The organism is Aeromonas ichthyocola (genome assembly GCF_046087985.1).
GTDB classification, from domain to species: domain Bacteria; phylum Pseudomonadota; class Gammaproteobacteria; order Enterobacterales; family Aeromonadaceae; genus Aeromonas; species Aeromonas rivipollensis.
Genome location: NZ_JBJSWH010000006.1, coordinates 314,764 through 327,850, shown reverse-complemented (window position 1 = coordinate 327,850; position 13,087 = coordinate 314,764). Strand labels below are relative to the sequence as shown.

Annotated in this window: 5 protein-coding genes and 3 pseudogenes; 7 read left to right on the top strand and 1 reads right to left on the bottom strand. The window is 63.4% G+C overall.

The window, feature by feature from the left end:
* Positions 1–32 precede the first annotated feature (32 nt).
* The 7 genes and pseudogenes from ACF2JD_RS18715 to ACF2JD_RS18685 all read left to right on the top strand — a co-directional run bounded on the left by ACF2JD_RS18715 (position 33) and on the right by ACF2JD_RS18685 (position 11,774).
* Complete coding sequence (locus ACF2JD_RS18715; protein WP_111911397.1) at positions 33–1,991, top strand: ATP-binding protein; 1,959 nt, start codon at positions 33–35, stop codon at positions 1,989–1,991.
* Between the two features lie 76 nt (positions 1,992–2,067).
* Positions 2,068–3,417, top strand: a complete 1,350-nt coding sequence (gene gorA / locus ACF2JD_RS18710) for a glutathione-disulfide reductase (RefSeq protein WP_440987946.1) — start codon at positions 2,068–2,070, stop codon at positions 3,415–3,417.
* A gap of 479 nt (positions 3,418–3,896) precedes the next feature.
* Positions 3,897–5,576 (top strand): annotated as a pseudogene (kdpA, locus tag ACF2JD_RS18705) (potassium-transporting ATPase subunit KdpA).
* A 67-nt stretch (positions 5,577–5,643) separates the two neighbouring features.
* Entirely contained in the window at positions 5,644–7,707 is a 2,064-nt protein-coding gene (kdpB, locus tag ACF2JD_RS18700) for a potassium-transporting ATPase subunit KdpB (protein WP_440987945.1), read from the top strand.
* A gap of 83 nt (positions 7,708–7,790) precedes the next feature.
* Complete coding sequence (locus tag ACF2JD_RS18695; RefSeq protein ID WP_005326326.1) at positions 7,791–8,306, top strand: potassium-transporting ATPase subunit C; 516 nt, start codon at positions 7,791–7,793, stop codon at positions 8,304–8,306.
* Positions 8,307–8,433: 127 nt separating this feature from the next.
* A pseudogene (locus ACF2JD_RS18690) lies at positions 8,434–11,024 on the top strand (DUF4118 domain-containing protein).
* A gap of 66 nt (positions 11,025–11,090) precedes the next feature.
* Positions 11,091–11,774: a response regulator gene (locus tag ACF2JD_RS18685; protein ID WP_106885366.1), complete on the top strand. Its 684-nt coding sequence runs from the start codon at positions 11,091–11,093 to the stop codon at positions 11,772–11,774.
* Positions 11,775–11,920: 146 nt separating this feature from the next.
* On the opposite strand, the pseudogene ACF2JD_RS18680 reads toward ACF2JD_RS18685, so the two are convergent.
* Positions 11,921–13,049: pseudogene (locus ACF2JD_RS18680) on the bottom strand (multidrug effflux MFS transporter).
* Positions 13,050–13,087 lie beyond the last annotated feature (38 nt).

Here is a 13,087-nt window from a genome sequence, read left to right as displayed (position 1 = left end):
AGGCCGTTCGCAATCCAGACCGCAAGGATGCCATGTCAGGAATCTTCTCCAGGGCCATAGGCCTTAACGGACTCTCTTATCGTCTGCTTTCCTACATTCTGATCTGCAGCACAGTGCTGGCGCTGGTCATCACGGTGTTGCAGCTCGCCTGGGACTACAACAAGGACGTCACCGTCATAGAGGCCAGCATCGACCAGATAGAGGCCTCCTTCCTGCAACCCATCTCCGCCAGTCTGTGGAACCTGGATGAAGAGCAGGTCAAGGTGCAGATCGAAGGCATCATGAACCTGCCCAACATGCAGTTCGTCATGGTCAAGGAGATGCTGGGCAACTCGGAAGTGCCGCTGCTGACCCAGGGGGTGGAGCAGGCGCAATACGACATCTCCCGCGAATTCAGCCTCACCTACCAGGGAGAGGTGGTCGGCAAGCTGTTCGTCGCCGCCACCCTGGATCAGGTCTACCAGCGCCTCATCGAGAAGTCAGTGCTGATCCTGGTCAGCCAGACCATCAAGACCCTGGTCGTCTCGCTCTGCATCCTGGTCATCATCTATTACCTGGTGATCCGCCATATCAACCGCATCGTCAGCTATGCCCAGAAACTGAGTCTGGATCGGCTGGCGGTGGAGCTGACCCTGGAAGGGCGTCCCCTGCCCCGCAAGCACCCGGACGAGTTCGATGCACTGGCCGCCACCCTCAACCAGATGCGCACCCGATTGAACGACGAGTTCAACGCCCGCCATCAGGCGGCGGATCAGCTCCAGCAGGAGCGGGACTTCTCCGCCACCCTGATCAACTCCGCCAACATGGTCATCTGCTGCATGGAGCCGGATCTCAACATCGCCAGCATCAACCCGGCCGCCATACTGCTCACCGGCTACCACCACGAGGAGCTGCTGCAGCACAACTGGCTGGATCTGTTTGTCAGCGAGGAGCAGCGGGCCGAGCTGGCGGCCACCCTGGCGGATCAGGGCTCCCTCGAGGACAGGGAGATCACCATGCATGACCAGCAGGGCAGCGAACTCGTCCTGCAGTGGACCTTCGCCCCCTTCTACGAGGGGCCGAATCTCAAGTATCTGATTGGCTTCGGGTATGACATCACCCCCCTCAAGAAGGTGGAGCGGGAAATCATACTGTTCAACGAACAGCTGGAAGGCAAGGTGGCGGAGCGTACCCGCAGCCTGAGCGATGCCAACGACCAGCTGGGCAAGGCCTATGACGATCTGAAACAGGCGCAGCAGACCCTGGTGGAGTCGGAGAAGATGGCCTCCCTTGGCTCCCTGGTGGCCGGCGTGGCCCACGAGATAAACACCCCCATCGGCATCAGCGTCACGGCCTCCTCCTATCTGCAGGAGCGGGTAGCCGACTTCAAGCAGCACCTCGAGGCCAAGCAGCTGTCGCGCTCCTATCTCAACGAGTTCACCCAGAACCTCGACGAGTCGATGCAACTGCTGCAGGGCAACCTGAGGCGGGCCTCCGAGCTCATCGCCAGCTTCAAGCAGGTGGCGGTGGATCAGTCGTCCGAGGCGCGCTACAACTTCAGCCTCGCCGACAACCTGCATCAAGTGGTGGTCTCCCTCGGCTACAAGTTGAAGAAGGCCCAGTGCGAGGTCGACATCCAGTGCGATCCCAAGCTGGCCATCTACTCCTTCCCCGGCAGCTTCACCCAGATCTATTCCAATCTGATCCTCAACTCCATCCATCACGGTTTCGACGGCTGGGACAGGCCCAAGAAGATCACCATCAGGGTGGAGCAGCAGGGTGACGAACTCGTCATCGATTACAGTGACAACGGTCGCGGCATCCCCCCTGAGATACTGCCGCGCATCTTCGATCCCTTCGTCACCTCCAAGCGGGGCCAGGGTGGCAGCGGGCTCGGCACCCACATCATCTACAACCTGGTGGTGCAACTGCTCCGTGGCCGCATCCATTGCGCCAGCGAACCTGGCCAGGGTGCCCAGTTCCATATCCGTCTGCCGATCCGGCAGAACTGAACGCCGGCTCTTGTGAGCCGGCCACTTTGTCCCCATCATGCTGTGATTGCATTCTTAACGAGCGGAGAACCTCGCAATGGCACAGCATTTTGACTATATCGCCATCGGCGGCGGCAGCGGCGGCATCGCCTCGGCCAACCGGGCTGCCATGTACGGCAAAAAAGTCGCCCTGATTGAGGCCAAAGAGCTGGGGGGTACCTGCGTCAACGTCGGCTGTGTGCCGAAGAAGGCCATGTGGTATGCCGGCCAGATCGCCGATGCCCTGAGATACGGCGCCGACTACGGCTTCGACACCACCCTCAATCACTTCAGCTGGGCCAAGCTGGTCGAGTCCCGTCAGGCCTATATTGGCCGCATCCACAAGTCCTACGAGAACGTACTGGGCAAGAACCAGATCACCGTCATCAAGGGCTTCGCCCGTTTCGTCAGCAGCAACACTATCGAGGTTGATGGCGAGCAGTACAGCGCCGATCACATACTGATCGCCACCGGCGGCCGCCCCGAAGTCCCGACCATACCGGGTGCCGAACTCGGCATCGACTCCGACGGCTTCTTCGATCTGCAAAGCCAGCCCAAGCGGGTCGCCGTGGTCGGCGCCGGCTATATCGCGGTCGAGATCGCCGGCGTGATGCAGGCGCTTGGCTCAGAGACCCACCTGGTGGTGCGCAAGCACGCGCCGCTGCGCAACTTCGACCCCATGATCCACGAGACCCTGGTAGAGATCATGGCCCAGGAAGGGCCCAAGCTGCACACCCACGCCGTGCCCAAGGCCGTGGTCAAGAACGCCGACGGCAGCCTGACACTGCAACTGGAAGATGGCCGTCATCTCACGGTGGACTGCCTGATCTGGGCCATAGGCCGCGTGCCCGCCACCGACAACCTCAACCTGGCTGCCACCGGCATCACCCTGGACGAGCAGGGCTTCATCCCGACCGACAAGTTCCAGAATACCGCCGTCGCCAATCTCTATGCGGTGGGTGACAACACCGGGCGCATCCAGCTCACCCCTGTGGCCGTCGCGGCCGGCCGTCGCCTCTCGGAGCGGCTGTTCAACAACAAGCCCGATGAGCACCTCAACTACGATCTGGTGCCGACCGTGGTGTTCAGCCACCCGCCCATAGGCACCATAGGGCTGACCGAGCCGGAGGCCATCGCCGAGTATGGCGAGAGCCAGGTCAAGGTCTACCGCAGCCAGTTCACCGCCATGTATTCGGCTCTGACCCAGCACCGCCAGCCCACCCGGATGAAGCTGGTCTGCGTCGGCCCCGAGGAGAAGGTGGTCGGCCTGCACGGCATCGGCTTTGCGATGGACGAGATACTGCAAGGCTTCGGCGTCGCCATGAAGATGGGGGCCACCAAGGCGGACTTCGACAACTGTGTCGCCATTCACCCCACCAGTGCAGAAGAATTCGTTACCATGCGATAAGGGCGGATGAAGCTGGCCTGTCATTATCAGGCCAACTTCAACAACTGCGTTCGGAACACCGGGGTCAAGCCGACAACTGCGTTCCCCTTCCCACCCCACCAGCGTGGAAGAATTCGTTACCATGCGATAAGTGCATCTGAAGCTGGTTGGTCAGCTTCGGCAACAGCATAACCCTCGCTCTCCAAACCCGGCCCAGGCCGGGTTTTTTGATCTCCTCCCCGCTCAATTCCCTCTGAAAGCGGCCTTCTTTACGCCGATTTTACGCTCCCCAGATGCCCCTTTATGGCGCCTTTACGCCCGTTTTACATACCCTTTCAGCGTCAATGACACCAACGGAGTCGATATGGATTTGCATCGACTCTCGACGCTAATTATCTCAACGGAGTCGTTATGAATTGGCTATATCTGCTGCTGGTCCTCGCCCTGATGGGTTACCTGATGCGCGCACTCACGCGTAGTCACGAGTGAGGAACTAGAACATGTGGCAAGAAATAATCTATCCGGTGGCCTTCGTGCTGCTGGTGCTGCTGCCGGCACCCCTGCTCGGCAGCTATATGTATCGGGTGTTCGAGGGCAAGAGTCGCTGGCTCGCGCCGGTCGAGCGCGCCACCCTGGCCTGCTGTGGCACGGATGGACGGGAGCAGGACTGGAAGTCCTACGCCCTCAGCCTGCTGGCCTTCAACGGTGCCGGTTTCGGTCTGCTGTTCCTGATCCTGATGGCCCAGGGCCTGCTGCCCCTCAACCCGCAACAACTGCCGGGCCTGAGCTGGCAACTCGCCTTCAACACCGCCGTCAGCTTCATGACCAACACCAACTGGCAAGCCTATTCCGGTGAGGCCAGCCTCTCCTACTTCAGCCAGATGGTGGGGCTCACCACCCAGAACTTCGTCTCCGCCGCCACAGGTGCCACAGTCGCCGTCGCGCTGTTCCGCGGTCTCTCCCGCCAGCAGACCATACACCTTGGCAACTTCTGGCAGGATCTGGTGCGCTTCTGCCTCTACGTGCTGCTGCCCATGGCGTTGATCATGGCGCTGCTGCTGGTCTGGCAAGGGGTTCCCCAGAGTCTGTCGGCTTATCTGCCGTTCCATGCCCTGGAAGGTCAGGAGCAACTGCTGCCGCTCGGCCCTGCCGCCTCGCAGATCGCCATCAAGCAGCTCGGCTCCAACGGTGGCGGCTTCTTCGGAGTCAACTCGGCCCACCCGTTCGAGAACCCGACCGCCCTCTCCAACTGGCTGGAGATGGTCACCCTGCTGACCATTCCCGCTGCCCTGGTCTGTACCCTGGGCCGTTACGTGAAGGATTCCGGCCACGGCCGCGCCATCCTCTCTGCCATGACGCTGCTGTTCGTGCTGGGGCTCAGCCTCTCCGTCTTATCAGGAGCTGCAACCGGATCCGGCGCTCGCCCAGCTCACCACCCAGGCAGGCAACTGGGAAGGCAAGGAGAGCCGCTTCGGCCCCGTGCTCTCCAGCATCTGGGAAGTGGCGACCACCTCGGCCTCCAACGGCTCTGTCAACGCCATGCACGACAGCTTCACCCCGCTGGGTGGCATGGTCGGCATGATCAACATGCTGCTCGGTGAAGTCATCTTCGGCGGTGTGGGTGCAGGTATCTACGGCATGATGCTGTTCGTGCTGCTGACCGTGTTCCTGTGCGGCCTGATGGTGGGCGCACGCCGACCTATCTCGGCAAGCGCCTCGGGATCACCGAGATGAAATGGGTGGTCGCCAGCATGCTGGTGATGCCGGTCGGGGTTCTGGTGATCGGCGGGGTAACGCTGCTGATGCCGGATGCCGCCACCATCATGGGTCACGACGGTCCCCACGGCCTGTCACGCCTCATCTATGCCTACGCCTCGGCCGCTGGCAACAACGGCTCGGCCTTCGGGGGCTTCGCCGCCGCGGACAACTGGCAGTGCATCGCCATAGGTCTGGCCATGCTGCTCGGTCGCTTCGGCTACATCATTCCGGTGCTGGCCATCGCCGGTCAGCTCTCGCGCGCCTCGCAACAGGATGCCGGCGAGGGTGACTTCCCCATCCGCGGCCCGCTGTTCATCACCTTGTTGATCATCACTGTGCTGCTGATAGGCGGTCTCTCCTTCCTGCCGGTACTGGCGCTGGGCCCCGTCGCCGAGCACCTCCTGATACTGGGAGCACTCTGATGACCCTGTCCATGTCAGTCACCTTACCGATGCCAATGGTCGAACATCTGATGCTGGGAGCATTCAAATGAGCAAGTCCATCTCCATCCCTGCCCGCACCGAAAAGGTGAAGGGCAAGGGCAAGAAACAGACCTCACAAGTCGTGCAGGCCATGATCGAAGCCTTCTATCGCTTCAACCCCAGGGCGCTGTTTGGCAGCCCCATACTGTTCACCCTCTGGCTGGCCGCCGTGATGGCGACCGTGGAGTCCCTGCTGGGTCAACCCCTGTCGGGAGTCACCCCCAGCCTGGCCTGGCAGCTGACAGCCTGGTTGTGGCTGACCCTGTGGTTTGCCAACTTCGCCGAAACCCTGGCAGAAGGCCGCGGCAAGGCGCGGGCCGACAGCCTGAAGGCGGGCATGAGCCAGCTTCAGGCACGCAAGGTGCGGGATCCGAAAGATGGCCAGGGCGAGTGGATCCCGGCCACCAGCCTGCAAAAAGGGGATCTGGTGCTGGTGCGCAGCGGCGAGATGATACCGGCCGACGGTGAAGTCATTGCCGGTATCGCCTCCGTCAACGAGGCCGCCATCACGGGGGAATCCGCCCCCGTCATCCGCGAGTCCGGCACCGACCGCAGCGGCGTGACCGGCAACACCACTGTGGTCTCCGACGAGATCTGGGTCCGCGTGACCAACAATCCCGGGGAGAGCACGCTCGACAGGATGATAGCGCTGGTCGAGGGGGCCAAGCGCCAGAAGACGCCCAACGAGATGGCGCTCGATGCCCTGCTGGTGGGTCTGACCCTGATCTTCCTGCTGGTGGTCGCCACCCTGCCCTGGTTCCTCGACTACAACGGCACCCAGGTAGCGCGCCTCTACCTGCTTGCCCTCTTCATCACCCTGATCCCGACCACCATAGGGGGCCTGCTCTCCGCCATCGGCATCGCCGGCATGGACCGGCTGGTGAAGCTGAACGTGATCGCCAAGTCAGGTCGTGCCGTGGAGGCCGCCGGTGACGTGCGTACCCTGCTGCTCGACAAGACAGGCACCATCACCTTCGGCAACCGCATGGCTGACGAACTGATCCCGGCCCCCGGGGTCGATCCCTCCCTGCTGGCCCAGGCCGCCATGCTGGCCTCCCTCGGCGACAACACGCCCGAGGGCAAGTCCATCCTGACCCTGGCTGGCAAGAGCATGGCCAAGCCGAGCCAGCTCGAGAGCGACAAGGTGATCCCCTTCAGCGCCGAGACCCGCCTGAGCGGTCTGGATCGCAACGGTCATCAATATCGCAAGGGGGCCGTGGACGCTGTGCTCAACTACCTCTCCCTCGATCGCAAGGGAGTGCCCGAGCTCATTCTGAAGGCGGTCGACAACATAGCCCGCCAGGGCGGCACCCCGCTGCTGGTCTGCACCCACGAGCAGTTGCTGGGGGTGGTGTACCTCAAGGACATCATCAAGCCAGGCATCAAGGCCCGCTTCCAGATCCTGCGCCACATGGGGATCCGCACAGTGATGATCACCGGGGACAACCCGCTGACCGCCGCCGCCATCGCCGCCGAGGCCGGGGTGGATGACTTCATCGCCGAGGCGACCCCGGAGAAGAAGCTGGCCTATATCCGTCAGGAGCAGGCCGATGGCCGCATGGTCGCCATGTGCGGTGACGGTGCCAACGACGCACCGGCACTGGCCCAGGCGGACGTGGGTCTGGCCATGAACGAAGGCACCCAGGCCGCCAAGGAGGCGGGCAACCTGGTGGATCTGGACTCCAACCCCACCAAGCTGCTGGACGTGGTGCTGGTGGGCAAGCAGTTGCTGGTCACCCGGGGTGCCCTGACCACCTTCTCCATCGCCAACGACGTGGCCAAGTATTTCGCCATACTGCCGGCCCTCTTCATCGCCGCCTACCCGCAGCTGGGGGCGCTGAACCTGATGCAACTCGGCAGTCCAGAGAGCGCCATACTGTCGGCCATCATCTTCAACGCCCTGATCATAGTGGCGCTGGTGCCGCTGGCACTGCGGGGGGTCAACGTGAAGGGCTCCGCCGCCAGCCTGCTGCGCCGCAACCTGCTGATCTATGGTCTCGGTGGCCTGATCGTGCCCTTCATCGGCATCAAGTTGATCGATCTGGTCATCACAGGCCTGGGTCTGGTGTGATGAAAACGCCTGGGTCTGGTGTAACCACATAACGGGTGCAAGCCTGGCCAGCACCCCATCAATCTGTTTGGAGCGAGATAATCATGATAGCAATCAGAACCCTGCTGACCCTGACCCTGCTGCTGGGTGTCGGCTACCCCCTGGCCGTCACCGGGCTGGCCCAGCTGTTCTTCCCCTGGCAGGCCAACGGCAGCCAGCTGACCGATGCCAAGCAGCAGTTGGTCGGCAGTGCCCTGCTGGCGCAGAAGTTCGAACGGGCGGAGTACTTCCACTCCCGCCCCTCTGCCAGCGACTTCACCACCATTGGCAGTGGCGCCAGCAACCTGGGGGTGAGTTCCCCCCTGCGCAGCGAATTTGCCAAGGCCCAGGGTAATTACCAGTCCCCCGCCATGCTGACCCGCTCAGGTTCGGGCCTGGATCCCCACCTGCCCCTGGATGCCGTGCTGGCTCAGGTGGATCGCGTCGCCAAGCAACGCGGGCTGGATCCCGCTTCCCTGACGGAGCAGGTCAAGTCGTCCACACAAGCTGGTATCCTTGGCCCCCAGGTGGTCAACATCCTCCAGTTGAATCTGTTGCTCGATCAGCACAAGGACGCATGATGGCGCCCCATTCCGGTTTGGTGATGACCTCGATTTTCGCAACGGGCGGTTGGCTCGATAGGGATAACAATGGCTGATGAGGTAAAGGCGGGTGCCCTGCTGGCAAGCCTGGAGCAGGAGCACGGGAATGCGTGATGAGGTTCGGGCCGATGCCTTGCTGGCAAGCCTGGAAGAGGAACACAAGGGCAAGCTGAAGGTCTTCCTCGGCGCCGCCCCCGGCGTAGGCAAGACCTACGCCATGTTGCAGGCGGTGCGGGAACAGGCCAAGGAAGGGGTCGACATTCTCATCGGCGTGGTCGAGACCCATGGGCGCCAGGAAACCCTGGCGCTGCTCGACAAGCTCGCCATCCAGCCACGCAAGCTCCATCACCACCGCCAGCAACGGCTGGAGGAGATGGACCTGGATGGCTTGCTCGAACGCAAGCCTGCCATCGTAGTGGTGGATGAGCTGGCCCACACCAATGCCCCCGGCAGCCGCCACGAGAAACGCTGGCAGGATGTGGAGGAACTGCTCGGCGCCGGCATAGACGTCTACTCCACCCTCAACGTACAACACCTGGAGAGCCTCAACGATCTGGTGTGGCAACTGACCGGGGTCAGGGTCAAGGAGACCCTGCCCGATCAGGTGTTGCTGGAGGCGGACAGCATAGTCCTCATAGACCTGCCCCCCAAGGAGCTGCTCGGCCGGCTCAAGGAGGGCAAGGTCTATGTGCCCCATCAGGCCAAGGCCGCCCTGCAATCCTTCTTCTCCCTCAACAACCTGACCGCCCTGCGCGAGCTGGCGATGCAGACTGCCGCCAGCCACGTGGAGGGGGATCTGCAACTGCAGTGGCAGGCGGCGGGCAAGACCACGCTGCCGCTGCGGGGCAAGCTGATGGTCTGCCTCGGGGATCAGCACGGCTCGGCCCTGGTGCGCTACGGCCATCGCTTCGCCCAGCGCCGCCAGCTGCCCTGGCTGGTGGTGCACACATCGACAGCAAGGGGCAGCGATCCCCTGAGCTGGAGCAGGCGCTGGCGCTGGCCTCTCACCTCGGCGCCAAGGTGCTGACCCTCTCCAGCCCGGCGGTCGCCGATGCCCTGCTGGAGACGGCCGAACAGCAGCAGGTCTCGCAACTGTTGCTCGGCAAGCCCCACAACCCGCCCTGGCGCCGCTCCCTGGTGCAGCACCTGCTGAAACAGGCACAGGGATTCGAGATCACGCTGGTGGATACGGAGAAGAACAAGCCAGGACTGAGGCTACAACCATTCCACCCCAAAGACATTCGCCAGAGCCTGCTGGCCATCGCCATAATGGCGGTGACCTCAGCCAGCGCCTGGGGGCTCTCCCATTGGCTGCCGCCCGCCTCCCTGCCGCTGCTGTTCGTGCTGGGGGTACTCGCCACAGCCCTCACCACCAGCCTGGTGCCCGCCATCCTGGCCGCCGTGCTGGGGTTCGTCGCGCACAATCTGCTGTTCACCGCCCCCTACTTCTCCCTGAGCGTGGCCAGCCACAGCGACCTGCTCACCCTGTTCGTGCTGCTCATCGTCGGCATGACGGCGGGGCGGCTCGCCTCCCGCCAGCGCCAGCAGTTGGTGGGCTTGCGCGAGACCCAGCAGCTCGGCAACGCCCTGCTGTCCCTGAGCCAGGGGCTGGCCACCGCCAGCAGCCCGGTGGAGGTACTCAGGCAGGGTACCCAGGCCATCTCACTGGCCCTGGGGCAGCCCGTGTTCGCCCTGGATGAGGAGTATCAGTACAGAGCCGGAGACGAGGTGCGGGGACCGGGCCAGACCGACAAGGCCGCCATCGACTGGTGCCTGGCCCAGAAGCAGAGCGCCGGGGCCCACACCGCCACCCTCAATGCCGCCGAGGCCCAGTACCACCACCTCACCGACGAACTGGTGCTGGGGATTCGGCTGGCCAGCCCGCTCGCCTCCTCCGCCGAACACCAGTTGCAGGCGCTGCTCACAGACATCCGCGCCGCCCTGGCCCGGATCGATCTCAACGAGCGGCTGGCCGACAGCCAGCTGCAGGCGGAGACGGATCGGATGCGCGCCGCCCTGCTCTCCTCGGTCTCCCATGATCTGAAGACGCCGCTGGCGACCATCATGGGGGCCGGCAGCACACTGCAGGAGTACGGTGACAGGATCAGTGCCGAGGATCGCAGCGAGCTGCTCCACTCGGTGCAGGAGGAGGCACGCCGCCTGCACAGCTATGTGCAGAACCTGCTGGACATGACCCGCATCGGCTCCCCGGACTTCCAGCTGAAGCGGGAGTGGGTCGACCTCGCCGACCTGGTGGATAGCGCGCGCAAGCGGCTGGACTCCTCCTGGCGCCAGCACAAGCTGCTGATCCACTTCGATCAGCAGATCCCCCAGCTCTATGTGCACGGCGCCCTGATCGAGCAGGTGCTGGTCAACATCCTCGACAACGCCTCCCGCTACTCGCCGGCCGGCACCCCCATAGAGTTCAAGGTGATGCTGGCGGACCCTGACCTCATCATCGACATCATCGACATAGGGGTCGGCATCGCCGAGTCGGATCGGGACAAGATCTTCAACCTCTTCTACACCCAGCCGGTGGGTGATTGCGGCAGTCGCGGCACCGGACTTGGCCTCGCCATTTCCCGCGCTATGATAGAGGCCCACGGTGGTCGCATCTGGGCGTTTGCCGGCCCCAACGGCAACGGCACCTGCATGCGTATCTCACTGCCGCTCTCCCTCAACTCACCCGAGGTATGATGCGCACATTCCGGGCTCCTGGGGTCAGCCGTCCCCAGCCCCCCAACACTCGCCTCTGGAGGCTAGATGGCCCATATCCTGGTCATAGATGATGAAGCGGCCATTCGCCGCTTTCTGCGGATCAGCCTGGTCGCCGAGGGGCACCAGGTGAGCGAGGCGGTGGGCGTCAACGAAGGGCTGGCGCAGTACCGCCACCTCAACCCCGATCTGGTGATCCTGGATCTCGGCCTGCCGGACGGGGACGGCATCCAGATCTTGCAGGCCATCCGCGAACACCACCCCAACCCTGTGCTGGTGCTGTCGGCACGGGATTCGGAGCAGGAGAAGGTGCGGCTGCTGGATGCCGGGGCCAACGACTACATGAGCAAGCCGTTCGGCATAGGGGAGATGATGGCCCGCATCCGGGTGCTGCTGCGCCAGCGTGCCGGGGTCAGCAGCGGCGAATGCCGTCACTTCCCCCAGTGCGGCCTGAGCCTGGATACCGGCAGCCACAAGGTCACCATGGGGGATGAGGAGATCCCCCTCTCCCGCAAGGAGTTCGCCCTGCTGCAGGCCCTGGTGTGCCACCCCGGCAAGCTGGTGCTGCAAACCCAGCTGCTCAACGACATCTGGGGGCCCAGCCACAAGGAAGATACCCACTACCTGCGCATCGTCATCGCCAGCCTACGCAAGAAGCTGGGAGATAACCCCCAGCAGCCCAGCCTGATAGAAACCGAATCCGGCATCGGCTACCGCTTCATCGGCAGTTGAAACAGTCACAAGCAGCCCATCCCGATCGAAACACCGTACCCGATATCGGCTACCGCTTCATTGGCAGTTGAAGCAGCAACAAGCAGCCCACCCAGTTCGAAACACCGTACCCGACATCGGCTACCGCTTCATCGGTAGCCGATGTTTCACGTGGAACGGCGCCCGCTGCAGAGCAGCGCCAGCAGACCGCAGCTGGCGAGCAGCAGCCCCAGATCCTGCAAGCTGGCTGCCACCGCCAATCCCAGGCTGAGCAGCAGGTAATAGGCCAGCCCGAACAGGGCACCGGCGCTGCCCGCCACCGCCCTGTAGGCCTGCAAGGCCTCACTCAACACATTGGGGATAGCCACCCCATAGGCCACCACTATTCCCATCATGGGCAGCAGGAACCAGAGCGAGGACTGACTCGCCCAGACCAGCAGCCCGCAAACCAGCGCCAGTGCACAGGCCAGCCTGATCAGGGATGACGGCTGCCAACCCTTCCCCAGCAGCTGCTTGTTGAGCAGGCTGCCGAGCAGGGTCGCCAGCGCCAGCAAGACCCCGGAGTAACCAAAGTCGCTCACCCTCAATCCCAGCCCGTCAAACAGGAAGGGAGCCAGACTGTAGTAGCCAAACAGCATGGTATTGAACAGGGCGACCAGGGCTGCGCTGCGCCAGAGCCCGCCATCCCTCACCATCCTGGCTGCCAGCGGCCAGAGTGCGACTCGCGGTGTGCTGGCCGGACGGGTTTCCGGCAGCCACCGACCGGCCACCAGCAGCAACAGTGACGCCAGCACCAGCAAGCCGCTGAAGACCCCGAGATAGCCAAACAGCTCGGCAAAGCAGGCCGCCGCTCACCAGCCCCAGCACGGGGCTGAGGGAAAGCGCCACGCCCATCACCGAGAAGACCCGCGCCAGCTCGCCCCCCTGATAGCTGTCGCGCAGCATGGTCTGGGTCACCACTGATCCCACGGCGGCGCCGAAGGCCGAGACGACCCTGGCCTGCAGCAGGGTCTCGAACTCACTGGCCAGCAGCGCCAGCAGGGTACCAACCCCGTAGGTGAACAAGCCCGCCAGCATGGCGGGACGCCGCCCGACGAGATCGCAGAGCCGACCCCAGCAGACCACGCCCACCGCAAACGCCAGGAAATAGACAGACAGGGTCTGGGATGCCCGCCCCTCGCTCACCCCAAACTGGCTGGCGATCTGGGTCAATACCGGGCTGTAGATGGTCTCAACCATCTGGGGAAACATCATCAATCCCACCACCAGCCAGCGTGGTGGCAACTTGTTGTGCATGACAAACCTCCTTCACAAGAGGTCGTCATTCTAGAGAG